The organism is Amycolatopsis sp. NPDC114504 (genome assembly GCF_055633595.1).
In genome coordinates, this window is record NZ_JBVKDU010000007.1 from 730,200 (window position 1) to 754,365 (window position 24,166).

The 24,166-nt window shown below is 72.6% G+C and carries 25 protein-coding genes; 14 read left to right on the forward strand and 11 right to left on the reverse strand.

Translation table 11 applies throughout. From position 1 onward, the window contains the following. Position 1: 1 nt before the first annotated feature. The 4 genes from ACZ7PG_RS49865 to ACZ7PG_RS49880 are packed head-to-tail and all read left to right on the forward strand — an operon-like array spanning position 2 to position 2,801. Positions 2-628 (forward strand): hypothetical protein, encoded by a 627-nt coding sequence (locus ACZ7PG_RS49865; protein ID WP_470246257.1) that lies wholly within the window; start codon positions 2-4, stop codon positions 626-628. Further along, on the forward strand, positions 568-1,209 hold the full coding sequence (locus tag ACZ7PG_RS49870) for a hypothetical protein (protein WP_470246258.1): 642 nt from the start codon (positions 568-570) through the stop codon (positions 1,207-1,209). The genes ACZ7PG_RS49865 and ACZ7PG_RS49870 overlap by 61 nt, the downstream gene beginning before the upstream one ends. 21 nt (positions 1,210-1,230) lie before the next feature. Continuing rightward, positions 1,231-1,875, forward strand: coding sequence for a signal peptidase II (lspA, locus tag ACZ7PG_RS49875; RefSeq protein ID WP_470246259.1), 645 nt, complete (start codon positions 1,231-1,233; stop codon positions 1,873-1,875). After that, a complete protein-coding gene (locus tag ACZ7PG_RS49880; RefSeq protein WP_470246260.1) occupies positions 1,872-2,801 on the forward strand; it encodes an RluA family pseudouridine synthase in 930 nt (309 codons plus the stop codon). The genes lspA and ACZ7PG_RS49880 overlap by 4 nt, the downstream gene beginning before the upstream one ends. Here the strand turns inward: ACZ7PG_RS49880 and ACZ7PG_RS49885 are convergent. Continuing rightward, positions 2,798-3,817 (reverse strand): AsnC family protein, encoded by a 1,020-nt coding sequence (locus ACZ7PG_RS49885; RefSeq protein ID WP_470246261.1) that lies wholly within the window; start codon positions 3,815-3,817, stop codon positions 2,798-2,800. The genes ACZ7PG_RS49880 and ACZ7PG_RS49885 overlap by 4 nt on opposite strands. Before the next feature lie 133 nt (positions 3,818-3,950). Between ACZ7PG_RS49885 and ACZ7PG_RS49890 the strand changes: the two genes are divergently transcribed. From ACZ7PG_RS49890 to ACZ7PG_RS49910, 5 genes are all read left to right on the forward strand, one after another. Further along, positions 3,951-8,918, forward strand: coding sequence for a DUF885 domain-containing protein (locus ACZ7PG_RS49890; RefSeq protein WP_470246262.1), 4,968 nt, complete (start codon positions 3,951-3,953; stop codon positions 8,916-8,918). Between the two features lie 112 nt (positions 8,919-9,030). Further along, positions 9,031-9,153: a hypothetical protein gene (locus tag ACZ7PG_RS49895; protein ID WP_470246263.1), complete on the forward strand. Its 123-nt coding sequence runs from the start codon at positions 9,031-9,033 to the stop codon at positions 9,151-9,153. After that, on the forward strand, positions 9,150-10,379 hold the full coding sequence (fahA, locus tag ACZ7PG_RS49900; RefSeq protein WP_470246264.1) for a fumarylacetoacetase: 1,230 nt from the start codon (positions 9,150-9,152) through the stop codon (positions 10,377-10,379). The genes ACZ7PG_RS49895 and fahA overlap by 4 nt, the downstream gene beginning before the upstream one ends. Positions 10,380-10,510: 131 nt before the next feature. After that, positions 10,511-11,428 carry a YhjD/YihY/BrkB family envelope integrity protein gene (locus ACZ7PG_RS49905; RefSeq protein WP_470246265.1) on the forward strand — a complete coding sequence of 306 codons (918 nt, stop codon included), beginning with the start codon at positions 10,511-10,513 and terminating at the stop codon, positions 11,426-11,428. Positions 11,429-11,517: 89 nt separating this feature from the next. Next, a complete protein-coding gene (locus ACZ7PG_RS49910; protein WP_470246266.1) occupies positions 11,518-12,558 on the forward strand; it encodes an LLM class F420-dependent oxidoreductase in 1,041 nt (346 codons plus the stop codon). 4 nt (positions 12,559-12,562) lie between these two features. Here the strand turns inward: ACZ7PG_RS49910 and ACZ7PG_RS49915 are convergent, their stop codons facing one another. Continuing rightward, positions 12,563-13,165, reverse strand: a complete 603-nt coding sequence (locus ACZ7PG_RS49915; protein ID WP_470246267.1) for a class F sortase — start codon at positions 13,163-13,165, stop codon at positions 12,563-12,565. A 226-nt stretch (positions 13,166-13,391) separates the two neighbouring features. Between ACZ7PG_RS49915 and ACZ7PG_RS49920 the strand changes: the two genes are divergently transcribed. Together ACZ7PG_RS49920 and ACZ7PG_RS49925 are read left to right on the forward strand one after the other, a co-directional pair. Continuing rightward, the gene (locus tag ACZ7PG_RS49920; RefSeq protein ID WP_470246268.1) at positions 13,392-14,351 is read left to right on the forward strand and encodes a Ppx/GppA phosphatase family protein; all 960 of its coding nucleotides are present in this window, start codon (positions 13,392-13,394) and stop codon (positions 14,349-14,351) included. A gap of 40 nt (positions 14,352-14,391) precedes the next feature. Continuing rightward, the gene (locus ACZ7PG_RS49925; protein ID WP_470246269.1) at positions 14,392-14,574 is read left to right on the forward strand and encodes a hypothetical protein; all 183 of its coding nucleotides are present in this window, start codon (positions 14,392-14,394) and stop codon (positions 14,572-14,574) included. Here ACZ7PG_RS49925 and ACZ7PG_RS49930 read toward each other — a convergent pair. Genes ACZ7PG_RS49930 through ACZ7PG_RS49940 form a run of 3 tightly spaced genes read right to left on the reverse strand, consistent with a single transcriptional unit; the run spans position 14,555 to position 18,069 of the window. Further along, positions 14,555-16,960: a glycoside hydrolase family 65 protein gene (locus ACZ7PG_RS49930; RefSeq protein ID WP_470246270.1), complete on the reverse strand. Its 2,406-nt coding sequence runs from the start codon at positions 16,958-16,960 to the stop codon at positions 14,555-14,557. The two genes, ACZ7PG_RS49925 and ACZ7PG_RS49930, sit on opposite strands and share 20 nt — an antisense overlap. Continuing rightward, a complete protein-coding gene (locus ACZ7PG_RS49935) occupies positions 16,960-17,688 on the reverse strand; it encodes an HAD family hydrolase (protein WP_470246271.1) in 729 nt (242 codons plus the stop codon). Before ACZ7PG_RS49935 ends, ACZ7PG_RS49930 begins: the two co-directional genes overlap by 1 nt. 9 nt (positions 17,689-17,697) lie before the next feature. Then, on the reverse strand, positions 17,698-18,069 hold the full coding sequence (locus ACZ7PG_RS49940) for an ArsR/SmtB family transcription factor (RefSeq protein WP_470246272.1): 372 nt from the start codon (positions 18,067-18,069) through the stop codon (positions 17,698-17,700). Between the two features lie 123 nt (positions 18,070-18,192). Between ACZ7PG_RS49940 and ACZ7PG_RS49945 the strand changes: the two genes are divergently transcribed. After that, positions 18,193-18,705, forward strand: a complete 513-nt coding sequence (locus tag ACZ7PG_RS49945; protein ID WP_470246273.1) for a PaaI family thioesterase — start codon at positions 18,193-18,195, stop codon at positions 18,703-18,705. On the opposite strand, the gene ACZ7PG_RS49950 is transcribed toward ACZ7PG_RS49945, so the two are convergent. After that, complete coding sequence (locus tag ACZ7PG_RS49950) at positions 18,689-19,006, reverse strand: nuclear transport factor 2 family protein (protein WP_470246274.1); 318 nt, start codon at positions 19,004-19,006, stop codon at positions 18,689-18,691. The two genes, ACZ7PG_RS49945 and ACZ7PG_RS49950, sit on opposite strands and share 17 nt — an antisense overlap. Before the next feature lie 50 nt (positions 19,007-19,056). Further along, a complete protein-coding gene (locus tag ACZ7PG_RS49955; protein ID WP_470246275.1) occupies positions 19,057-19,473 on the reverse strand; it encodes a MarR family winged helix-turn-helix transcriptional regulator in 417 nt (138 codons plus the stop codon). Positions 19,474-19,537: 64 nt separating this feature from the next. Between ACZ7PG_RS49955 and ACZ7PG_RS49960 the strand changes: the two genes are divergently transcribed. Next, positions 19,538-19,999 (forward strand): pyridoxamine 5'-phosphate oxidase family protein, encoded by a 462-nt coding sequence (locus tag ACZ7PG_RS49960; protein WP_470246276.1) that lies wholly within the window; start codon positions 19,538-19,540, stop codon positions 19,997-19,999. Here the strand turns inward: ACZ7PG_RS49960 and ACZ7PG_RS49965 are convergent. Beyond that, on the reverse strand, positions 19,996-20,283 hold the full coding sequence (locus tag ACZ7PG_RS49965) for a hypothetical protein (RefSeq protein WP_470246277.1): 288 nt from the start codon (positions 20,281-20,283) through the stop codon (positions 19,996-19,998). The two genes, ACZ7PG_RS49960 and ACZ7PG_RS49965, sit on opposite strands and share 4 nt — an antisense overlap. Beyond that, positions 20,283-21,440 carry an ROK family protein gene (locus ACZ7PG_RS49970; RefSeq protein WP_470246278.1) on the reverse strand — a complete coding sequence of 386 codons (1,158 nt, stop codon included), beginning with the start codon at positions 21,438-21,440 and terminating at the stop codon, positions 20,283-20,285. The genes ACZ7PG_RS49965 and ACZ7PG_RS49970 overlap by 1 nt, the downstream gene beginning before the upstream one ends. A gap of 142 nt (positions 21,441-21,582) precedes the next feature. On the opposite strand from ACZ7PG_RS49970, the gene ACZ7PG_RS49975 reads away from it, so the two are divergent. After that, entirely contained in the window at positions 21,583-22,323 is a 741-nt protein-coding gene (locus ACZ7PG_RS49975; protein ID WP_470246279.1) for a DUF427 domain-containing protein, read from the forward strand. Here the strand turns inward: ACZ7PG_RS49975 and ACZ7PG_RS49980 are convergent. Continuing rightward, entirely contained in the window at positions 22,320-23,600 is a 1,281-nt protein-coding gene (locus ACZ7PG_RS49980; protein ID WP_470246280.1) for a carotenoid oxygenase family protein, read from the reverse strand. The genes ACZ7PG_RS49975 and ACZ7PG_RS49980 overlap by 4 nt on opposite strands. Before the next feature lies 1 nt (position 23,601). Continuing rightward, entirely contained in the window at positions 23,602-24,162 is a 561-nt protein-coding gene (locus tag ACZ7PG_RS49985; RefSeq protein ID WP_470246281.1) for a hypothetical protein, read from the reverse strand. Positions 24,163-24,166 lie beyond the last annotated feature (4 nt).

Sequence of the window (24,166 nt, forward strand, 5' to 3'; positions counted from 1 at the left end):
GATGGGGAGGCACGGGGTTCCGTTGGCGTTGCTGGGTTTCGCCGAGCTGGTCCTGGTGACGGTCGAGCTGGTGCACCGCTCGGCCGTGACCGCGGACCTGGCGGCGCACTTCCCGGCCGGGCCGGGTGGGCCGTCCTACGACAGCATCTTCGGGTTCACCGTCGAAGACCACGGTGGCGGGCAGCAGTTCTTGAGCATCGCCGACACCGTCGTGGCTTACGGCGGCAGCGGACCGGCCTGGCAGTGGACGCTCATCGCGGCGTTCGCCGCCGTGGTGGCGTGCTACGCCCGGCGGTGGGGAGCAAAGGTGACCGCCCTCGCGACCGCCGGCGTCGTGCTCGCCGTGCCCCTGCTGGACCTGCTGGCCTTCAGCTGGTTCGACCTCGCCGCGCCCACCCGCGGCCCGCTGCTCGCGACGCTCGGCCTGGCCGTGGTCGCCTGGTACGAACGCAGTCTCCCGGTGCTCGCGGTGGCGGTGCTCGCCGGCGGGGTGGCCGTCGCCGTGGCGGACCTGCCGGGCGTGGTGATCTCGGCCGCCGTCCTGCTGGCGGGCGCTATCCTGCCCCGATGGGGGATGGACGACGACTCTGGTTCCCGTTGGCGGCGCTGGGGTTCGCCCAGCTCGTGATGGCGGTGGTCGCGCTGGTCCCGGCGGCCCCGGTGACCGGCGAGTTCGTGAACATGCGCGGCTACCGGATGACGCAGGAGCTCCACGACCTCGGAACCGGCGCGGTCGGCGGCACCGGTCTCGCGGACGGCGCCCGGTACACGGCGAATGCCATAGCGGTGGACGTGGTGCCCCCGGCGGCCCTCGGCTGGACGGCCGGTCTCGCCTGCGTGGTGCTCGCCGTCGCGGCCTGGTACTGGCGGAGCCTGCGCCGCGCCGGCACCCCGCCGCGGCCCGTCCGCTTCGCGCTCGGCACCCTGGGCGCGCTGGCGGCCGTCCCGCTGCTCGACCTGGTCGCCACCCTGGAGCTGAGGCTGTCCGGCGACGTCCGGGGCGTGTTCGTGGCGACGCTGGGGCTGCTGGTGCTGGCGGCGTACGAGCGCAGCTGGTTCACGCTCGCCGTGACGGTGGTGTTCGCGCTGGTCAGCGTGCTGTTACTGACGCCCGTGACCGGCGCGCTGGGTGCGGCGGGCGTGCTGTTCGCGGGCGCGTTCGCGGTCCTCCTGCGGCGCCCCCGCGACACTGCCGCCGACGCGCCCTGACCAGGCGTGGAGAATGGAGCGGTGAGCACCGATCCCAGCCACTCCGAACCCGACACCGCCGCGCCCGAAGAGGCGGTGCCCGAGACTGCGGCCGAGACTCCGGAGACTTCGGAGGCGCCGGCCAAGCCGCTGCCGAAGCGCCGCGTGGGCTGGGTGTTCGCTGTCGCCGTCGTGTTCTGGGCGATCGACCTGGTGACGAAGAACCTGGTCGCCGCCAACCTCGAGGGCAAGGAGCCGGTCCGGATCCTCGGCGGCCTCGTCTACCTGCAGGTGATCCGCAACCCGGGTGCGGCGTTCTCGATGGCCACCGGCATGACGTGGGTGCTCGCGCTGGTCGCGCTGGCCGTCGTCATCGCGATCATCTGGCTGTCCCGGCGGCTGCGCTCGATCGGCTGGGCCATCGGGCTCGGCCTCGTGCTCGCCGGCGCTCTCGGCAACCTGACCGACCGCGTCTTCCGCGCGCCCGGCGGACTGCAGGGCCACGTCGTCGACTTCATCTCGGCGTTCGCCCCGAACGGCAAGGGCTTCGCGATCTTCAACATCGCCGACTCGGCGATCTGCGTCGGCGGCGCGCTGATCGTGCTGCTGTCCCTGCTGGGCAAGGACTACGACGGCACGTCGACCAAGGACAAGAAGAAGGCCGGACAGCCGGAGGAAAAGGCGTGAGCGCGCGGATGCTCCCGGTGCCCGACGGGCTCGACGGGATGCGGGTCGACGCCGGCCTCGCCAAGCTGCTGGGCCTGTCGCGGACCGTCGTCGCGGAGCTGGCCGAAGCCGGGGACGTGCTGCTCGACGGCCGTCCCGCCGGCAAGTCCGACCGGCTGTCCGGCGGCGGCCTGCTGGAGATCACGCTGCCGGAGCCGGCGAACCCGGTCGAGATCATCGCCGAGCCGGTCGAGGGGATGAAGATCCTCCACGACGACGACGACATCGTCGTGATCTCCAAGCCGGTCGGCGTCGCGGTGCACCCGAGCCCGGGCTGGACCGGCCCGACGGTGGTCGGCGGCCTCGCCGCGGCCGGCCTGCGCATCGCGACCTCGGGCGCGGCCGAGCGCCAGGGCGTCGTGCACCGGCTCGACGCGGGCACGACGGGCGTGATGGTCGTGGCCAAGAGCGAGCACGCGTACACCGTGCTGAAGCGCGCGTTCAAGGAGCGCACGGTCGACAAGGGCTACCACGCGATCGTCCAGGGCCACCCCGACCCGACGCGCGGCACGATCGACGCCCCGATCGACCGCCACCCCCGCCACGACTACAAGTTCGCGGTCGTCCAGGGCGGCCGCCCGAGCGTGACGCACTACGAGGTCGTCGAGGCGTTCCGCGCGGCGTCACTGGCGCACATCAAGCTCGAAACCGGGCGCACGCACCAGATCCGCGTCCACTTCTCGGCGCTGAAGCACCCGTGCGTCGGCGACCTGACGTACGGCGCGGACCCGGTCCTGGCCCGCCACCTCGGCCTGAGCCGCCAGTGGCTGCACGCGAAGACCCTGGCGTTCGCCCACCCGGCGGACGGCCGCTGGGTCGAGTTCGAGTCGGAGTACCCGGACGACCTCGCGAACGCGCTGAAGATCCTCCAGGACGAGAGCTATTAATCCTCGATCGACCAGGTCAGCGTGCGTTCGTCCGGTTCCGGCCGCGGGCTCCAGCGCACCGACACCACCCGCGTCGCGTCCGGGAGGACGTACACCGTGTGGCCGCCCAGGGTTTCGCCCGGCTGGACGCCGATCTTGTGCGGTGGCCGCGACGTCAGCGACACCGGGGCCTTGCCGATCGCGGTGCCGTCGGCGGCGAGCAGCTCGAGGTAGTTGTCCGGCAGCGACGCGAACGGGATCGCCCCGCGGTTGGTGATCTCGGTGTGCACGACCACCGAACGCTCGCCCTCTTCCAGGCGGTAGCCCGCCGCGCTGAAGAGGTAGTCCGCCGGGTCCTGGACCTCCAGGAGCTGCACCGACAGCTGCTCGCCCTCCAGGCCCTGGGTCTCCAGGACCTCGCGGATCCGGCCCTTCTTGCCACCGGCCGGGGCCGCGGGGCGGGCGGGCTCGTCGCCGCGGGCCCACGACGCCGTCTGCGGCAGGCCCCACGTGCTCACCACCGGGTCCGGCGGCGGCGCGAACTGCTGCGGCGGACGCGGCTGGGGCGGCGGGCCCGGGTACCGGCCGGACGGCGTCCCCTGGACGTTGTACGGCCCGGACGGCGCGCCTTGGACGTTGTACGGCCCCGAGGGCGCGCCCTGCACGTTGTATGGACCCGACGGCACTCCGTGCGGGCCCGGCGGCGGCATCGGCGACTGCTGCGGCGCCGGCTGGGACGGCGGTGGAGGCGGGAACTGCTGCTGAGGCACCGGCTGGGACGGCGGGGGCGGGAACTGCTGCTGCGGCGGCCGGTTCGCCCACGACGGCGGCGAGCCCGCGATCGCCGCCCGGAGGCCCTGGGGGTCGCTCTCGACGCCGACGAGCAGCGGCAGCCCGCTGCCGGACAGCGCCACCAGCCGGTAGGCGACTTCGCGCGGATCCATGCCGACCTTGGCCGCCAGCTCGTGCACCGCCGCCTTGCCGAGGTCGGCGAGCGCGGCGAGCAGGCGGGTATCGACGGGATCGGTCACGGCCACCCCCAGAACGCTACCGCCTCGCCGGAGCGGTCACGCCGAGGTGGTCCGCCCCCGGCGAACAGCACACCGTTCCTGTCGGTGATCTCCGTTAGGGTCGGCCGTGGAGCACATCACCGAAGCTGGGGGTCCTGCCATGACCGCGGTCACCGAACTCGCCGACGAGTTCGTCGAAGCGCTGTTCGCCGCCGATCCGCTGACGCCGGCGCTGCTGGGCATCCGCCCGGCCGAGCCCGGCCTGCCGGACCAGTCCGCCGAAGCCGAGCAGGCGCACCGGGCCCGGCTCGCCGGGTTCGCCGAGCGCGCCCGCGCGCTGGACGCCGGCGCGCTGTCGGCCGAAGACCGCGTCACCCGCGAGGTGCTGATCGCGACGGCCGAAGACCGCATGGCGTCGATCGACAGCCGGATGGCCGAGTTCACGGTCACCGACGTCATGGTCGCGCCCGCGGCGTCGCTGCTCATGGCGCTGCCGATGACGACGGTGACGGCGGGCGAGGCCGCGGAGGCCCAGCTGGGACGGCTGGCCGCGATCCCGGAGTACCTGCGCCAGGCCGCGCGGCGGCACACCGAGGGCATCGCCGCCGGGCGCGTCCCGGTGGCGCACCTGGTCGAGGCCGCGGTCGCGCACCTCGACCGCTACCTGGCCGACCCGGACGCGGACCCGCTGCGCCGCCAGCCGGCGCCGGACGAAGAGTTCGGGCGCCGGCGCGACGAGCTGCTGGCCGACGTCGTCCGCCCCGCGTTCGCCGAGTACCGCGAGTTCCTCGTCACCGAGGTCGGGCCGCACGGCCGGCCCCCGGAGCAGGCCGGCCTGAAGTGGCTGCCCGGCGGCGAAGAGACGTACGCGCGGCTCGCGAAGGTGCACACGACCACCGACCGCACCCCGGAGGAGCTGCACCGCACGGGGCTCGACATCATCGCGTCGCTGGCGGCCGAGTACCGCGAGCTGGGGCAGAAGGTGTTCGGCACCGACGACCTGGCGGAGATCTTCCGGCGGCTGCGCACCGACCCGGCCCTGCGGTGGACCAGCGCCGAGGAGCTCCTGGACACCGCCCGCACCGCCGTCGCCCGCGCGACCGCCGAAGCCCCGAAGTGGTTCGGCACCGTTCCGGCGCAGCCGTGCCTGGTCGAAGCGGTGCCCGAGGAGGCCGCGCCCGGCGCGCCCCCGGCGTACTACCTGCGCCCGGCCGCCGACGGCTCCCGGCCCGGCATCTACTTCGCGAACACCCACGAGGCCACCGAACGGTTCCGGCACTCGGCCGAGTCGGTCGCGTTCCACGAAGCCGTGCCGGGGCACCACTTCCAGCTGAGCGTCGCGACCGGCTTGACCGATTTGCCGCTGCTGCGCCGCATCGGCAGCTTCACCGCCTACACCGAGGGCTGGGGCCTCTACAGCGAGCGCCTCGCCGAGGAGATGGGGCTGTACTCCGACGACGTCGCGCGGCTCGGCATGCTGACCGCCGACTCGATGCGCGCGGGCCGCCTGGTCGTCGACACGGGCATGCACGCGCTGGGCTGGAGCCGGCAGCAGGCCGTCGACTACCTGGCCGAGCACACGCCGATGGCCCGCGTCGAGATCGAAGCCGAGATCGACCGCTACATCGCGTGGCCGGGCCAGGCGCTCGCGTACATGGTGGGGCGCCTGGAGATCCAGCGGATCCGCGCCGGTGCCGAGGAGCGGCTCGGGTCCCGGTTCGACGTCCGCGCCTTCCACGACCTCGTGCTCGCCGGGGGCGCGCTGCCGCTCTCGGCGCTCGCTTCCGCCATCGACGACTGGGTGGCCGGCCACGGTGACACGGCCAACGGCCTGGCCGGCGAGCTCGTCGAGCTGACCTTCGAGCACGAGCCGCTGTACCCGTCGGTCTTCGGCCTGCCCGGCGACCACGGCCGGCTCGCCGACCCGAGCCGGGCCGCGCAGGAGCGGTTCCTCGCCGCCTACCGCGACCTGGCCGCCCGCGCCCGGGCATTGCCCGATGACAGCCTGAGCGCGGAAGAAGCCGTGACGCGCGAGGTCATCGTCGCCTCCGCCGAGGTCGAGGCCGACCGGCTCGCGGCCCGCAGCGCCGACATCGCGGTCAGCGACGGGCTGACCGCACCCGCGCTGGGGCTGCTGCTGTACCTGCCGTACTACAAGCTCGACGACGAGAAGAAGGCCCGCGGCTACCTGGCCCGGCTCGGCGCGATCCCCACGTTCCTCGAGGCGCTGACCGAGCGGCAGCGCGAGAGCCTGGCCGACGGGCTCGTGCCGCCGGCCTACCTCGCGCGCGTGGGCGTCGAGTACGTCGACCGCTACCTCGCCGCGCCGGACAGCGACCCGCTCAAGGTGGGCACGACGGCGGCCGTCGAGGGCTTCGAAGCCGAACGCGACCGGCTGCTCGCCGAAGTCGTCCGCCCGGCTTACGCCCGCTACCGCGACTTCCTGCGCACCGAGGTCGAGCCGGTCGGCCGGCCCGACACCGCGCCCGGGATCGGCCACGTGCCGGACGGCGCGCAGCGGTACGCCGCGCTGATCCGCGCGGAGACGACGACCGAGCGCACGGCCCAGGACCTGCACGACACCGGGCTCGCGATCATCGAGCAGCTCTCGGCGGAGTACCGCGAGCTGGGGCAGAAGGTGTTCGGCACCACCGATCTCGCCGAGATCTTCGAGCGCCTGCGCACCGATCCGGCGCTGCGCTGGCGCGACGGCGAGGAGCTGCTGTCCGCGGCCCGGGACGCCATCGCCCGCGCCGAAGCGGTGGCGCCGCAGTGGTTCTCGCGCATCCCGGCGGAGAAGTGCGAGGTCGCGCCGGTGCCCGAGGCCGACGCGGCGAGCGGCACGATCGCGTACTACCTGCAGCCGTCGCTCGACGGTTCGCGGCCGGGCACCTACTACGCCAACACCCACGAAGCCGACAAGCGCCCGCGGTTCACCAGCGAGGCGATCGCGTTCCACGAAGCCGTGCCGGGTCACCACTTCCAGCTCAGCCTCGCCCAGGAGCTGCGTGACCTGCCGCTGCTGCGGCGGATCGGCATGTTCAACGCCTACGCCGAGGGCTGGGGGCTCTACGCCGAGCGGCTGGCCGACGAGATGGGCCTGTACTCCGACGACGTCGCGCGGCTGGGCATGCTGACGCAGGACTCGATGCGGGCGGGCCGGCTCGTCGTCGACACCGGGATGCACGCGCTGGGCTGGAGCCGGCAGCGGGCGATCGACTTCCTCGTCGACCACACGCCGATGGCGCGGATGGAGATCGAGGCGGAGATCGACCGGTATGCTGGCTGGCCCGCCCAGGCCCTCGGGTACATGGTGGGGCGGCTGGAGATCCAGCGGCTGCGCGCCGAGGCCGAGGCGGCGCTCGGCGACGGTTTCGACATCCGCGACTTCCACGAAGTCGTGCTGGGCCACGGGATGCTGCCGCTGCCGGCGCTGGCGAAGGTCGTCACGGACTGGGTCGCGAGCCGGATCGACACCCCGGACTCGCTCGCGGACGAGTGCCTGGAGCTGATGTTCGAGGCGCAGCCGCTGCTGCCGTCGCTCTACGGCCTTCCCGGTGCGCACGACAAGCTCGCCGACCAGTCCGCCGAGGCGGGTGCCCGGCAGCGCGCCGCGTTCGCCGGCTTGATCAGGCGGGCCGAGGCGCTCGGCTCGCTGCCCCCGGCCGAACGCGTCACGCGGGACGTCGTGATCTGGCAGGCGCGCACGACGATCGACGTGCTCGACTCCGGCCGCGCCGACATCGCGGTGAGCGACGGGCTCGCGGCGCCGGCGCTGGAACTGCTGATGATGCTGCCGCAGACGGTGCTCGACGACGAGGCCAAGGCCCGCGGCTACCTGAGCCGGCTCGCGGCGATCGGCACGTACCTGGACCAGCTGATCGAGCGGCAGCGGGCCGTGCTCGCGCAGGGCCTCACGCCGCCGGAGTTCCTGGCGCGCATCGGCGTCGGGTACGTCGAGCGCTACCTCGCGGCCCCGGAGGCCGATCCGCTGAGGGTGCCGGTCCACGGGCTGGAGGCCGAGCGCGATCGGCTGCTGGACGAGGTCGTGCGGCCGGCGTACGCGCGTTACCGCGACTTCCTGGCCGACGAGGTGGTCCCGGTTTCGCGGCCGGAGACGTCGCCGGGCATCGGCGACCTGCCGGGCGGGCCGGCGCGCTACGCGGCGCTGATCCGCGCGGAGACGACGACCGAGCGCACGGCCCAGGACCTGCACGACACCGGGCTGGCCATCATCGAGCGGCTGGCGGGTGAGTACCGCGAGCTGGGCGAGAAGGTGTTCGGCACGACCGAGCTCGCGGAGATCTTCGAGCGGATCCGCACGGACCCGGCGCTGCGCTGGCGTGACGGCGAGGAGCTGCTGGAGACCGCCCGCCGGACGATCGCGCGGGCGGAAGCCGTCGCGCCGCAATGGTTCTCGCGCGTCCCGGAGCAGAAGTGCGAGGTCGCCCCGGTGCCCGCCGCCGAGGCCGAAAGCGGCTCGATCGCGTACTACATCGACGCGTCGCTCGACGGTTCGCGGCCGGGCACGTACTACGCCAACACGCACGAGGCGGACCAGCGGCAGCGGACGCTGGGCGAGTCGGTCGCGTTCCACGAAGCCGTGCCGGGGCACCACTTCCAGCTGACGCTCGCGCAGCAGCTCACCGGAGTCCCGCTGCTGCGGCGGATCGCGATCTTCAACGCCTACGCCGAAGGCTGGGGCCTGTACGCGGAACGGCTGGCCGACGAGATGGGGCTGTATTCGGACGACGTGTCCCGCTTCGGCCTGCTGACGCAGGATTCGATGCGCGCGGCGCGGCTGGTCGTCGACACGGGGTTGCACGCGCTGGGCTGGAGCCGCCGGCGGGCGGTCGACTTCCTGGTCGAGAACACGCCGATGGCGCAGCTCGAGATCGAGGCGGAGATCGACCGCTACGCGGGCCACCCCGGCCAGGCGCTCGGCTACATGGTGGGCCGCCTGGAGATCGAGCGCCTGCGCGCCGACGCCGAGCGAGAGCTGGGCGAGCGGTTCGACATCCGCGAGTTCCACGACACGGTGCTGGGCAGCGGAACCCTCCCGCTCCCGGTCCTGGCGGACGTGGTGGCCACGTGGGTGGCGGCCCGCTCCGCGGAGGGCAAGGAGTGAGGACCCGCCGTGTCGACCCCGCAATCACGCGTGTCGACCCTCCAATCACGCGTGTCGGCTCGCTGATCACGCGTGAGCTGACCCGGCCCGGCGCGGACGACGAGGAGCGATCGTGAGACCGGGCTCGGCGGCACGCCGCCGAGCCCGCACGACCGCGGCGGCGAGCGGGCGCGACCGTGACCCCCACGCCGGCTGGCCGCCGGATCCGCACCACCACAACGAGGAGCAGACGTGACCCGGCTCGACCTCCCCGACGATACGCCGTTCGGCCTGGACAACCTGCCCTACGGCGTGTTCTCGGTCGGCGGCGCGCCAGAGCGGCGGGTCGGCGTTCCCGTCGGCGAGCACGTCCTCGACCTGACCGCCGCGGCCGCCGAGACCGCGGCGCCCTTCGCGCCGCTGCTCACCGGTGGCGTTCTCAACCCGCTGCTGGCCGCCGGGCCGGACACGTGGCGGGAGGTCCGCGAGAGCGTCCGGACCTGGCTGACCGAACCCCGCTACGCCGACCAGCTGCGCCCGCACCTCGTGCCCCTGGCCGAGGTGACCACGCACCTGGCCTTCGAGGTCGCCGACTACGTCGACTTCTACTCCAGCGAGCAGCACGCCCTCAACGCCGGCCGGATCTTCCGGCCCGACGCCGCCGAGCTGCCGCCGAACTGGAAGCACCTGCCGATCGGGTACCACGGCCGGGCGGGCACGGTCGTCGCGTCGGGTACGCCGGTCGTCCGCCCGCACGGGCAGCGCAAACCGCGCAACGCCGACGCTCCTTCGTTCGGCCCCTCGCAACGGCTGGACATCGAAGCGGAGGTGGGGTTCGTCGTCGGCGTCCCGTCCACTCCGGGCACCCGGGTGTCCACTGAGGACTTCGCGGACCACGTCTTCGGTGTCTGCCTGGTCAACGACTGGTCCGCCCGCGACATCCAGGCCTGGGAGTCCCAGCCGCTGGGCCCGTTCCTCGGCAAGTCGTTCGCGACGTCGGTGTCGCCGTGGATCGTCCCGCTGGACGCGCTGGAGCACGCGCGGGTCGCGGGCCCGCCGCAGGACCCGGAACCGTTCGACTACCTGCGCACCGACCAGAACTGGGGCCTGGACCTGGCGATCGAGGTCAGGCTCAACGGCCACCTGGTGTCCAGCCCGCCGTTCGCGACGCAGTACTGGACCGCGCCGCAGCAGCTCGCGCACCTGACCGTCAACGGCGCCAGCCTGCGCACCGGCGACCTGTTCGCCTCGGGCACGGTGACCGGCCCGGACCGCGACCAGCGCGGCTCGCTCCTGGAGCTGTCCTGGGGCGGCCGCGAACCCCTCGACCTCCCCGGCGGGCAGCAGCGGACGTTCCTGGAGGACGGCGACGAGGTCGTGATCAGCGCGACGGCCCCCGGCCCGGCCGGCACCCGCATCGGTTTCGGCGACGTCCGGGGCACAGTGGTCCCCGAATTCGGGAATCCGCACCCACGGGATTGAGGTCGACAGGAAACAAACGCGCGAGATCCGGCCGTGATCGCGTGACGTTTACCCCGTCGCGGTGTCGGACTGCGGGAGACGCACGCGGATGAGAGGGTCGGCCGGTGGGACGTGGAGCGGGGAAAACCGTCGTGGGCAAGGGGGTCCGGCGGGCCGGGTCGACCCTGGCCCGGTACCGGGAACGCGACGGTGACCACTACGCGGCCGCGGTCACCTTCTTCAGCCTGCTCGCGCTGGTCCCGCTGGTCATGGTCGCCGTCTCGGTGGCCGGGTTCGTGCTGGCCGGTGACCGGTTGCTCGCGACCGAGCTCGACAGGGTCATCGACGGCTCGCTGCCGCCCGAGATCGGCGGGCAGGTCACCGGTGTCGTGCACACCGTCGTGGGGGAACGCGGCCGGATCGGGCTGCTCGCGCTCGGCGTCGCCGCGTACTCCGGCTGGAGCTGGATCAGCAACGTCCGCGACGCGGTCACGTCGATGCTCGGCCAGGAGCGCACCCCGCGGCCGCTGCTGCGCGGCATCGCCGCCGACGTCGTCGTGCTGGCCGGGGTGGGGCTCGCGATGGCCGTGTCCTTCGGGCTGGCGGCGCTCACCGGCGCGGCCGGCAGCCGGCTCCTGGACCTGACCGGGCTGACCGGCGGGTTCGCGCACTTCGTCCTCGTCGCGGGCTCGCTGCTGCTCGGCCTCGCCGCGAACTGGCTGGTCATCGCGTGGTGCCTGGCCCGCCTGCCGCGCCGGCCGCTGCCGCTGCGCTCGACGCTGCGCCCGGCCGGGGCCGCCGCCGTCGGGCTCGCCGCGCTCCAGCAGGCCGGCGGGCTGTACCTGCACCTCCTCGGCCGCTCGCCCGCGGTCGCGGCCTTCGGCACGCTCGTCGGCGTGCTGCTGTTCGTCTACCTGGTCGTCCGCTGGCTGCTGATGGTCACGGTGTGGCTGACGGTCCGGGACGAGCCGCCGGCCGGCACGCTCGCCGCCGACGTCCGCTACGCCGGCACGACGCTCGGGGCCGGGGCTTCGGCGGAGCTGGTGGTCCGCACGCTCACCGGCCGCTGAGTGGCGGCGGGCACATCGCCGGCGCGCGGCCCGGCCGGTCCCGTTAGGATCTGCTGCTACTAAGCGCTTGCTCAGCAACGGAGGTGGCCATGCGGATCGGGACCGGGATCAACTACGCCGGAGGCTTCGCCGAAAGCGTCGCCGACATCGTCGAACTCGAGAAGGTGGGGCTCGACGTCGCCTTCGTGCCCGAGGCCTACTCCTTCGACGCCGTCAGCCAGCTCGGCTACCTGGCGGCGAAGACCGAACGCGTCCAGCTCGCGTCCGGCATCTTCCAGATCTACACCCGCACCCCGACCCTCACCGCGATGACCGCGGCCGGGCTCGACTTCGTCTCCGACGGGCGGTTCATCCTCGGGCTCGGCGCCTCCGGCCCGCAGGTCATCGAGGGCTTCCACGGCGTGAAGTACGACGCGCCGCTGGCCCGCACCCGCGAGATCGTCGAGATCTGCCGCCAGGTGTGGCGCCGCGAGCGCGTCGTCCACGACGGCAAGCACTACACGATCCCGCTGCCGCCGGAGCAGGGCACCGGCCTCGGCAAGCCGCTGAAGCTGATCAACCACCCGGTGCGCGAGCGCATCCCGGTGCTGCTGGCCTCGCTCGGGCCGAAGAACGTCGCGCTCACCGCCGAGATCGCCGAGGGCTGGCAGCCGATCTTCTTCCACCCGGAGAAGGCCGCCGACGTCTGGGGCGAGTCCCTGGCCGCGGGCAAGGCCAAGCGCGACCCGGCGCTCGGCGAGCTGGACACCTTCGTCAGCGCCGCGCTGGCCATCGGCGACGACGTCGAGCCGCTGCTCGACCACCTGCGGCCGCTCGTGGCCCTCTACGTCGGCGGGATGGGCGCGCGCGGCAAGAACTTCTACAACGACCTCGCCCGCCGCTACGGCTACGAGGCCGAGGCGAAGCTGATCCAGGACCTCTACCTCGACGGCAAGAAGGACGAAGCCGCGGCGGCCGTGCCGCTCGAGCTGCTGCGCTCGATCTCGCTGGTCGGCCCGGCCGGGTACGTCAAGGAGCGGCTGGCGGCCTTCAGGGAAGCCGGTGCGACGACGCTGGTCGTCAACCCGATGCTGCCCGGCCGCGAGGCGCGGGTGTCGGCGGTGGCCCAGCTGAAGGAGCTGCTCGGCTGAGCGCTCAGACCGGGACGGCGTAGACGGCGATCCGCGGGGAGTCGATCCCGGCGAGGTCGTGGGTCCCGTCGCTGGTGATCAGGCGCAGCTCCGGGCCGGGTCCGTCCGGGGCGACGAGCGTGCTGTCCGGCTCGTCCGCGGGGAACGTCGCGGTCCGGCGGACCTGGAAGCGGGCCTCGCGGCCCTCGTCGTCGCGCACGACGACGGCGGCGCCCGGCAACAGCGCGTCGAGGCGGGCGAAGGCGCCGCTGGAGTACCCGAAGCCGGCGTGCCCGGACAGCACGGCGACGCCCGGCGCACCCGGGGCCGGGCTGTCGGTGAACCAGCCGACGCCCAGTGCCGTGCCGGGCTGCTCCCGGCGGCCGCCGATGTGCCCGAGGTCGACCAGGTGGTTCAGCGCCAGGCCCAGGTCGGGGATCGCCAGGGCGGCCGGCAGGACACCGGCGCCGACGGTCACCGGCCGGTCCGCGGCGACCCCGGGAGCGCCCGGGGTGAGCACCGTGGTGACGCCGAGCAGGACACAGCCGAGCCCGGCCACCACCGCGAGCACGGCGGCGGCCGGCCGGATGAGCGTCGAATGCCGCTCGCTCTCGTTCCCCTGCCGCACACCGGTGAGTCGGGGCGCGGGGAGGGGGCGTTACCGAATCGTGTCCAGGAGTGCTCCGGTTCACTCGATCGGATTACCTCACTGTGACCTACGCATCAACAAAGCACCTTCGGAGGAGGTAAATCCGACAATTCCCGGCGAACCGCGGCGATTTCGGGCAGTATTGCGTGTTTCAACCTGTCGAACTGGGGATATCCACCCGTCCGGAAGTGAGGTGCGCCGAGCCGTGCGAAAAATCGAAGAGCCCGCGGTGGGCGTACTGGACGTCGGATCGTTCAGCGCCCGTCTGGTGGTCGTCCCGGTCGACGGATCGCCGCGCGAGCCGGTGCTGAACCACCGGACGCGGCTGCGCCTCGACCGCGAGCTCGACGACCGCGGCCGCCTCTCCGCCCGCGGCATCACCGCCGTCACGGCCGCCGTCGCCGCGGGGATGAGCGCCGCCTACCGCCACGGCGTGAGCCACGTCTACCCGCTCGCGACGTCGTCGATCCGCGACGCCGCCAACGCCGCCGACGTCGTCCGGCACGTCGCCGGCGAGACCGGCGTCGAGCTGCGGTTCCTCTCCGGCCGCCGCGAAGCCGAGCTGACCTACGTCGCCGCCCGCCGCTGGTACGGCGCGGAGGCCGGGCCGCTGCTGGTGCTCGACATCGGCGGGGGCACGGTCGAGCTGGCCGCGGGCCGCGGCGACCAGGCGACGTTCGCGCGGTCGCTGCCGCTGGGCGCGCGGTCGATGACCCGCGACTGGCTGCCGGGCGAGCGCGTGTCGACCAAGCAGGTCAAGGCGTTGCGCGCGCACGCGCTCGACGTCGTGACCACCACGCTGGGCGCCGCGGACGTCGACGACCCGCGCGTCGTCGGGTGTTCCAAGGTGCTGCAGCAGCTCGCGCGGCTTTCGGGTGCCCGCCCGAACAAATGCAAGGAACTGCTCCTCGACGACCTGCGGGCCTGGATCCCGCGGCTCGCCGCGTTGCCGCCGTCGAAGCGCGCGAAGCTGCCGGGCATCTCCCGCAGCCGCGCCCACCAGGCGCTGGCGGGCGCGATCGTGGCGGAAGCGCTGCTCACGGTCGCGGGTGGCAAGGTCGCGATCTGCCCCTGGTCGACCCGCGACGGCCTGCTGCTGACCCTGCAGGACAAAGCGCGGGAGAAGGCCGGCCGGGAGAAGGCGAACAAGGTCGCCGCGGCCTGACCCCTGGCCGTGGCCGGGAAAACCGGGTATCCCGGAAAGCATGAGCGAGCAGCAGCGCATCCACGCCCGTGACGACGAAGACGACGAGCTCCCGAAGCTGCCGACCCCCGGCCAGCTGACCCACGACGTGCCCACCGCGCCCGACCCGGACGTCAACCCGGGTGGGACCGAAGAGGTTCCGGCCCCACCCGGACGGGACGTCGTCAGCGACCTTCCAGGGTGACCGGGTTGGTCGGATCCGCGTACTGACGGACCTTCTCCGAGTCGCGCCGCATGGGAGCGCGGCCCGGGGGCTGGCTCGGCGGGTCGCCCGCGTCGATCTTCGGGATCGCGAACCGCTGCGGCTCGACGGCGACCGTGACGCGTTCGCCGTGGTGCAGCACGTCGATCGGGTCGCCGTCCAGCACGTGGTAGGTCGCCTGGTCGCGGTCGATCTCGACCTGGAACCGGGTGCCGCGGAACATCAGCCGGAAGGTGATCCGGTCGAGCTGCGGCGGCAGCCGCGGCGCGAACGCCAGCGTCCCGCCGTGGTCGCGCAGCCCGCCGAAGCCGGCCACGGCGCCTTGCCAAGCCCCGGCCAGCGACGCCATGTGCAGGCCGTTGCGGACGTTGTTGTGCACGTCGTGCAGGTCGGTCAGCGCGGCTTCGGCGAGGTAGTCGTAAGCCAGTTCGAGGTGCCCGACCTCGGCCGCGACCACCGACTGCGTCCCCGCCGAGAGCGACGAGTCGCGCACGGTCCTCGCCTCGTAGTAGGCGAAGTTGCGGGCCTTCTCCTCCGGGCTGAACGAGTCGCCGCACACGTACAGCGCCAGCACCAGGTCCGCCTGCTTCACGACCTGCTTGCGGTACAGGTCGAAGTACGGGAAGTGCAGCAGCAGCGGGTACTGCGCCATGTCCGTGTGCTCGTAGTCCCACTCGTCGTGGTCGAGGAAGCCCTCCGACTGCGGGTGCACGCCGAGTTCCGCGTCGTAGGGCAGGTACATGGCCGCGGCGGCCGCGCGCCACGTGTCCAGCTCGACCGTGTCGACGCCGAAGCGCGCCGCCACGTCCGGGTGCCGCTCGCACGAATCCGCGGCGGCCAGCAGGTTCCGGCGCGCCATCAGGTTCGTGTAGACGTTGTTGTCCGCCACGGCCGAGTACTCGTCGGGCCCGGTGACGCCGTCGATGCGGAACGCACCGTGCCGGTCGTGGTGGCCCAGCGACGCCCACAGCCGCGCGGTTTCCAGCAGCAGCTCGGCGCCGTAGTCGCGTTCGAACTCCTCGTCGCCGGTCGCGTTCAGGTACCGCAGCACGGCGTCGGCGATGTCCGCGCTGACGTGGAACGCGCCGGTGCCGGCCGGCCAGTAGGCCGAGCACTCGGCGCCGTTGATCGACCGCCACGGGAACGCCGCGCCGCGCAACCCCAGCTGGTGCGCGCGGTCCCGCGCCTTGTCCATTGTGGAGTGCCGCCAGCGCAGGGCGTCGCGCGCGGCGTCCGGCATCGTGTAGGTCAGCACCGGCAGGACGAACGACTCGGTGTCCCAGAAGGCGTGCCCGTCGTAGCCCGGGCCGGTCAGGCCCTTGCCGGCGATCGCGCGGCTTTCCCCGCGGGCACCGGCCTGCAGGAGGTGGAACAGCGCGAACCGGACGGCTTGCTGCAGCTCGGGATCGCCCTCGATCTCGATGTCCGAAGTGGCCCAGAAGTCGTCGAGGAACTGGCGCTGCTCGGTGACCAGGCCCTTCCAGCCGGTCTGGCGCGCGCCCGCCAGCGCGGCTTCGACCTGGGACCGCAGCGCGGGTACCGAGCGCTGCGCGGACCAGCCGTAGGCGAGGAACTTGGTGATGCGCAGCCGCCCGCCCTTCGGCACGTCGACCGCGACGGTGAGCCGCGCGAGGTCCTCCTCGGAGTGGATGCGGGCGCGGATCCCGTCGTCCACCTCGATCTTGTGGTCCATCGCCGCGGCCATCCGCAGCCCGGACCGGCGGGTCTGGTGCACCAGCACGGCGTTGTAGTCGGTCGCGCGGTGGAACTCGCCGACCAGCGGCGAGTTCAGCGCGGCGGCCACCCGCGGGTCGCTGGTGTCGGACTCGATCGGCTCGTTGGCCAGCAGGTCGGACTGGACGACCAGCTGCAGGTCCTCGTCGAGCGGCTCGACCTCGTACCGGATGGCGGCGATCGCGCGCTGGGTGAACGAAACCAGCCGCTCGGTGCGCACCCGGACCCGCCGCCCGGTCGGCGACGACCATTCGGTGCTGCGGCAGAGCGTGCCCTTGCGGAAGTCGAGCACCCGGTCGTGCTTGGTGGCGGCGCCGTAGCGCATGTCGAGGGGCTCGTCCTCGACCAGCAGCCGGATGATCTTGCCGTCGGTCACGTTGACGACGGTCTGGCCTTCTTCGGGGTAGCCGTAGCCCGCTTCGGCGTAGGGGAGCTCGTGCTGTTCGTAGAAGCCGTTGAGGTAGGTGCCGGGCAGGCCGCGCGGCTCGGCTTCCTCGAGCGTGCCGCGCAGCCCGATGTGGCCGTTCGACACGGCGAACGCCGACTCGGTGCGCTGCAGGGCGTCGACGTCCATCCCGCGCCAGCGCAGCTCCCACGCCGCGCATTCGTAGCCGCGGGGTTCTTCCTCGGTCATCAATCCTCCAGCAGGTCGGCGAGGTCGTCGACGACGATGTCGGCGCCGTGCGCCTTCAGCGCGTCGGCCTGGTTCGCGCGGTTCACGCCCACGACGTAGCCGAAGCCGCCGGCCTTCCCGGCCTGGACACCGGACTGGGCGTCCTCGAACACGGCCGCGTGGGCGGGTTCGACGCCGAGTTCGGCGGCACCGGCCAGGAACGAGTCCGGCGCGGGCTTGCCCTTGAGGTTCCGCTCGCGGATGGTCAGGCCGTCGACGCGGGCTTCGACGTACTTGCTCAGGTCACCGGCGTCGAGCACCTTCTTGCCGTTCGCCGACGACGTCACGACGGCGATCCGCAGGCCGGCGGCTTTCACGGCTTCGAGGTAGCGGACCGAGCCGGGGTAGGTGTTCACCCCGTTTTCGTCGATGATCTTCAGGACGAGCTCGTTCTTGCGGTTGCCGACGCCGTTGACGGTGGCGGCGTCCGGGGGGTCGTCGGGGGTGCCTTCGGGCAGTTCGATCCCGCGCGAGCGCAGGAATTCACGGACCCCGTCGGCGCGGGGGCGGCCGTCCACATAGGTCGCGTAGTCCTGGTCGGTGAACTCGCGGAAGCCTTCGCCGTCGCGGGCGCGAAGAAACTCGTCGAAAGTCCGTTTCCAGGCTTGGCTGTGGAGAACGGCCGTACCGGTAAGAACTCCGTCGAGGTCGAACAGGCAGGCGGTGATGGTCTCGGGCAATCCCGTCATGCTCGCACGCTACCGGTCCTCGTCGGTCACGGGCTGTTCCGGGTGCGGCCGTACCCGGTGGATCAGCTCGTGCACGGTGGCGTCCGCGAGCCGGTAGCGCACGACGCGCCCGGTGCGCTGGGTGGTGACCAGTCCGTGGGCGCGCAAGAGCCGCAGGGCCTGGGAAACCGCGGTGTCGGTCATGCCGGTGACGGCGGCGAGGTCGGTGACGCTGATTTCGCGGGCGTAGTGGATCGACACCAGCAGAGCCAGCCGCGACGGGTCGGCGACCACGGAGAAGCGCTGGGCCCACTCGTCGATGACGGCGCGGTCGCCCAGCCCGTCGACCGCGGCGGCCACCCGTTCGGGGTCGATGAGCTTGCGGCCGGCGTCGTTGTCCACTCCCGGATGATTCCACCCGGGCCGGGGGCCGACCACCGGTGGCCTGGGTCACGCCCCGCTTGACGCCGGCGGGTGCGCGGGCGAGGCTGCGGTTAAGACAGTTGTCATAATCGAGGAGCCGAGATGACCGACGTGGCCGCCGGGGCGCAGACCCGCTCGAAGACCATCACCTGGCAGGACCCGCTGCCGACCGCCCGGCTCGGCGCCACGATGACCGGGTTCGAGTACCTGACCGCGATCGCCGAGGGGCGCATCCCGGGGCCGCCGATCGCCGCGCACTTCGGGATGACCTGGGAGCGGATCGGCCACGGCGAGGTCGTCGCCGTCATCGAGCCCGACGAGTCGCTGTACAACCCGATCGGGATGGTCCACGGCGGGGTCGCGGCCACGATGCTCGACTCGGTGGTCGGCTGCGCGGTGCACACGACGCTGCCGGCCGGCGTCGGCTACTCGTCGGTGGAGCTGAAGGTGAGCTACCTGCGCGCCATCCACGCGGGCCGCGGCGAGATCCGCGCGACCGGGCGCGTCGTGAAGGAGGGTTCGCGGATCGCGTTCGCGGAGGGGGAGATCCGCGACGCCGAAGGCAAGCTGCTGGCGACGGCGTCGGGAACCTGCGTGATCACCCGGGCTGCTTGACGTCCCAGTGCTCGACGAGCAGGCCGTCCTCGACGCGCAGGATGTCGACGATGGCGGTCCCGGCCACGTGCAGGTGCACCATGACGAGGTCGTTCTCGGCGGCGATGTGCTTGATCTCGGCGGTCGCGCCGGCGAGCGGCGAGTTCTTGACCGCGTCGGCGAACGCGTCGCGGCCGTTCGGCAGGCCGGGGCTGTGGGTGACGAAGTCAGGGTGCAGCGCGGCCTTCGCGGCGTCGAAGTCCTTGTGCACGAACAGGTTTTCCAGGCAGTCGACGACGATCATGCGGTTGGTTTCGCTCATGGGTCCATCGTCGGCTGCCGGGGCTCCGCGGTCGATTACGCGGGAGGTAATCATCTCGGCGGCCGGACGCGGCGGGCGCGGATCGCGTCGCCGCCGCCGAAGCGGCCGATGACCGCCGCCAGCAACGTTCTCGCGTCCTCGACGCGGGCCGCGCCGAACTCCGCCTCGAGTTCCTCCTGAAGTTCCTTCCTGAGAGTCCGGGTCGCTTCGACGGCTTCCCGTGCGTGGTCCGTCAGGTGCAGCAGCTTGGTGCGCGCGTCGTCGGGGTCGGGTTCGCGGCTCAGGAGTCCGCGGCGTTCGAGGTCGGCGACGGCCTTCGACGCGGCCTGCTGCGTCACGCCCATCCGCTCGGCGAGCGCGGTGATCGACAGCGGGGCGGCGAGGACGTGCTGGATCACCACGCCGTCGTTGAACCGCAAGTCGCCGAAGCTGTTTTCGGTGAGCCGCCGCTGGACCTCGTCGGTCATTACCCAGCCCGCGAAGAGGCTGGTGAGTGACAAGTCCAAGCCGTCCGGCGTAGGGTGCACAACCATGGTTGTGGAATCTAGCAGAGTGCCGGCCGAACTGGCCGGAGCGTTCGTCCGCGTGGCGCACCGCGTGGTGTGGTGCACTTTGGTGACCGTCGACCGGCGCGGGCGGCCGCGGTCGCGGGTGGTCCACCCGATCTGGGACCTCGGCCCGGATGGCCTGACCGGCTGGGTGTTCACCCGCCCGACGCCGCTGAAGGTCGCACACCTGGCGGAATCGCCGTACGTGTCGTGCTCGTACTGGGACCCGCGGCACGAGGTGGCGGTGGCGGAGTGCCGGGCGGAGTTCACCGACGACGAGGAGACCCGGAAGTACCTGTGGGGCCGGTTCGCCTCGGCGCCGGAGCCGCTGGGTTACGACCCGAAGATCCTGGGCGGCGAGGACTTCCGGGACCCGAAGATCACGGTGCTGAGGCTGACGCCGTGGCGGGTTTCGACCGGCGGAGAAGCCTGGCGCGCGGCTTAAGCGTCGCCGAAGAACCGGCCTCGCTCGCACCGCTCGTCGATCCGCGCGTTTTCGGCGGCGGTCAGCTGCTCGTCGAGAGCTTGCGACAAGACGGCGCGGGCGCGGGCCAGCCGCCGGGCCAGATCCCACTCGACGACGAACCGGCCCGCCGTCGCGTCGTCGGCGACACCGCCGGCTTGCCGGGAGCCGATGCGGTCCAACGAGACCACGAACTCGTTCAGGTCGCAGAGCACCTCGACGGCTTCGTCGAGCGGCAGCCGGAGCTCGCGCCCGGGGGAGCCCACTAAGCGGCACCCACGCGGCGGTCGAAGACCAGGCCCTGAGCCGCCCGCAGCCCGACGCTGATCGCCCCCGCCAGCACCGCGTCCTCGCCCAGTTCGCCCTGGACCACCTTCGGCACCAACGGCGTGAACGCCCGCAGTGCGCGGTCCAAGGGCTCCAGCAACAGGTCGGCGGCCGTGCCCATGCCGCCGCCCAGGACGATCAGCTCCGGGTCGATCACCGCCGCCACCGACGCGACCGTGTACGCCAGCCGGTCCGCTTCCGCTTCGAGCGCGCGGCGGGCCAGTTCGTCGCCTTCGCGGGCCAAGCGGAACACCTCGCGGGCCGACTTCGCCGTGCCCAGGCCGAGTTCGCGCGCGCCGCGGACGACCGACTGCGCCGCCGTCGCCTCTTCGAGGTGGCCGCGGGCCGGCGGGGCACCGTCTTCCAGTGACGAGCGCGTGCGGCCGTACGGCAGGTAGCCGATCTCGCCCGCCGCGCCCGTCGCGCCGCGGAACACGCGGCCGTCGACCATCATGCCCATGCCGACGCCCGTGCCGATCGTGATGCAGCCGAACACCGACGCCCCGCGCGCGGCGCCGCTCTCGCCCTCGCCGACCGCCGTCAGGTTCGCGTCGTTCTCCACCATCAGGTCCGGGCCCAGCGCGGCCTCGAGGTCGTCGATCAGCCCGGCCCGGCCCCAGCCCGGCAGGTTCGGCGCGTGCCGGAAGCAGCGCTTCTCCGGGTCGGCGACGCCGGGGGAGCCGACCACGCGGACAACGATGTCGGCCTGCGACAACCGTGCCTCCGCGACGGCCGACGCCGCGATCTTCCCGACCGCCGTGACCAGCGCGGCGCCGGAACGCGCCGTGTTGCGCTCGTCGCGGCGCGCGACGATCGTGCGGCCGAGGTCCGACACCGCGACCCGGATGTGCTCGCGCCCGATGTCGACACCCAGCACGTACCCCGCGGTCGGGTCGGCCTCGTACAGCACGGCCGAGCGCCCGGTGCCGGTCGAGGTGTGCCCGGTCGGGCGCGCCAGCCCGGCGGCCTCCAGCGCCAGCAGCGCCTGGCTCACCGTCGGCTTCGACAGCCCGGTGTCCTTCGCCACCTGCGGCCGGGTCGCCGGTCCGCTGCGGCGCAGCAGGTCGAGCACCGCCCGCTGGTTGATCTTGCGCATCCCGGCGGGGGTCCCGACCGTTGGAACATCTACGCCGGCCACCCGTGCCCGCCTCCAGTCGTCCTCGTACTTCCTGCCACGCTAGCCGCCCGAGCCCCGGTTCCGCCGGAATACGCCCGCTTCGGGACCCGTTGACCGGAGCATGAGCACTCCGGTACGCGGCCGGGTCCGCGTGGCACAAGGCGCGAAACGGGTGCGCGTGTTCCTCGGCGGGCAGGTCGTCGCGGACACGGTGCACCCCCTTCTGGTGTGGGAAGTTCCTTACTACCCGACCTACTACTTCCCGCGCGCGGACGTCGTGAGCGGCGTTATCGCCCCCTCCGGCCGGACGTCGCACTCGCCCAGCCGCGGAGAAGGCGTTCTGTCGACGATAAAGGGTGGCGGAGCCGAGGCGGTGGACGCCGCGCTGGAATACCCGGATTCGCCCATCGAGGAGCTCCGGGACCACGTCCGCTTCGAGTTCGGCGCCTTCGACTGGTTCGAAGAGGACGAACAGATCTTCACGCACCCACGCGACCCCGGGGTCCGGGTCGACATCCTGCCGAGCTCGCGCCATGTGCGGATCGAGGTCGACGGCGTCACCGTCGCCGACACCGTCCGGCCGCACCTGCTGTTCGAGACCGGCCTGCCGACGCGCTACTACCTGCCCCGCGTCGACGTCCGGATGGACCTCCTCGAGAAGATCGACGCCGTGACGCACTGCCCGTACAAGGGGGCGGCCGACCACTTCGACGTCACCGGGCACGAGGACCTCGCGTGGAGCTATCCGACGCCGCTGCCGGAGAGCGAGCGCGTCGCCGGGCTGGTGGCGTTCCTCGACGAGAAGGTCGACGTCTACGTCGACGACGTCCGGCAGGAACGGCCGAAGACGAAGTTCGCCTAAGCGTCCGGCAGCCAGTTCCCGTGGAAGCCCGCGGGAACGCGCCGCGGGAGGTGGACGGTCGCCACGGGCGCCGCGGCGACGTTCCCGGCGTCGAGCACGACGAGGTCGCTGCGGTCCTCGGCCTTGTCGTAGACGTAGGTGAGCAGCCAGCCTTCGCCGTGCTCCGCCGGGACGAACACCGCTTCGCCCGGGACATGTCCTTCGCCGAAGACGTGCTCGGTGGCGGTGCCGGCGTGCAGGTCGTGGCGCCGCAGGACGTCGTGGCCGGTGACGTGCCCGAAGCGCGCGTCGGACCCGGCGAGCCGGTCGTCGATGCGGGGGAACTCGCCCGGCCGGTCGTCGAGCCGGTCCTCGGTGACCGTGCCGGCGGCGACGTCGATCGTCCAGCGCCACAGCGACGCCGGCGGGTCCTCGTGCCCGGTCCACCACTGGTGGTCGTACCGCATGACGTGCACGACGATCCGGCCGTCCGGCGTGTCGAAGGCGTTGAGCGTGTGGAAGACGTAGCAGGGCTCGATCTCCAGCCAGCGCACGCCGGCTTCGGGCCGGTCGCGGCGCAGCACGCCGAGCCGGGCGCCGTAGCCCGCGTCCCACCGGTAGGGCATGCCCTTCCCGACCGACGCGTGGTCGAACACCACGGGCAGGTCGTAGAAGACGGCGTGCTCCGCGGTGAGCGCGAAGTCGTGCATCATCGTCAGCCCCGGGACGTCGATGGGCTGCTTGACGACGAGCTTGCCGTCGCCGTCGGCGCGGTAGTAGCTGACGTGCGGGGCGGTGATGCTGCCGTAGCCGAAGAAGTGCAGCTCCCCGGTCGTGGGGCAGATCTTCGGGTGCGCGGTCATCGAGTCGGCCAGCTCGCCGCCGAAGTCGTAGGCGCCGACGGTTTCGAGGTCCGTCGTGATCTCGTACGGCAGCGAGGATTCGACGAGCGCGAGCGTGCGGCCGGCGTGGTTCACCACGTGCGTGTTCGCGACGCTGGCGTGCAGGTTGCGCGTGCCGTCTTCGTTGTAGAGCTTGAGATCCGGGTCGTCGAAGCTGTCGGTGCGCACCCACCGGTTGCGGTACCAGGCGGCGCGGCCGTTTTCGAGCCGGACGCCGTGGACCATGCCGTCGCCGGTGAACCAGTGCTTGCTGTCCTCGCGCGGGTTCGGGCCGTTGCGCAGGTACCAGCCGGTCAGCTCGGGCGGCAGCGCGCCGGTGACGGGGAGGTCGAACGCGGTCAGCTCGTCGTGGACGGGCGAGTAGACCCCGCTCAGGTGGAAGTCGCTGGTGGTCATGTCAGGCGGCCTTCTCGGCTCGGGCGCGCACGATGCGCGGGTAGCGGATGGTGAAGGCGACCGGCACGGCGAAGCCGAGGACCTTGAGCGTGATCAAGGCGCCCGTCGCGTGCGGGGCGAAGTTCAGCAGCGCGATGCCGGCGAGGCCGGTGACGGTGAAGCTCGCGGCCCACACGAGCGTGATGACGACGTTGACGCGCTTGAAGACCGGGTTGTCCCAGAGCTCCGGCGGTGTCATGGTGCGGGCGATGCCGAGGGTGAAGGGGCGTCGCAGGGCGAGGGAGCCCCAGGCGGTGAGCGCCAGCCAGGCGTCGGTGAGCGCGCCGGTGTAGGTCTTCAGCGGCGACGCGGGGAAGGTGAACGCGACGGCCGTGAGCAGGGCGAAGAAGGCGAGTGCGCTCCACTCGATGATGAGCGCGTCGTTCTTGCGGCCTTCGCGGCGGGCGAGCAGCAGGAGCGCGGCCGAGATGACCAGCCCGGTCAGGCCGGACCAGCGCCAGTCGAACTGCGTCGCGACCACGGCGAAGGCGATCCACGGAAGGAAGCTCTTCAGGTATTTCATGCCG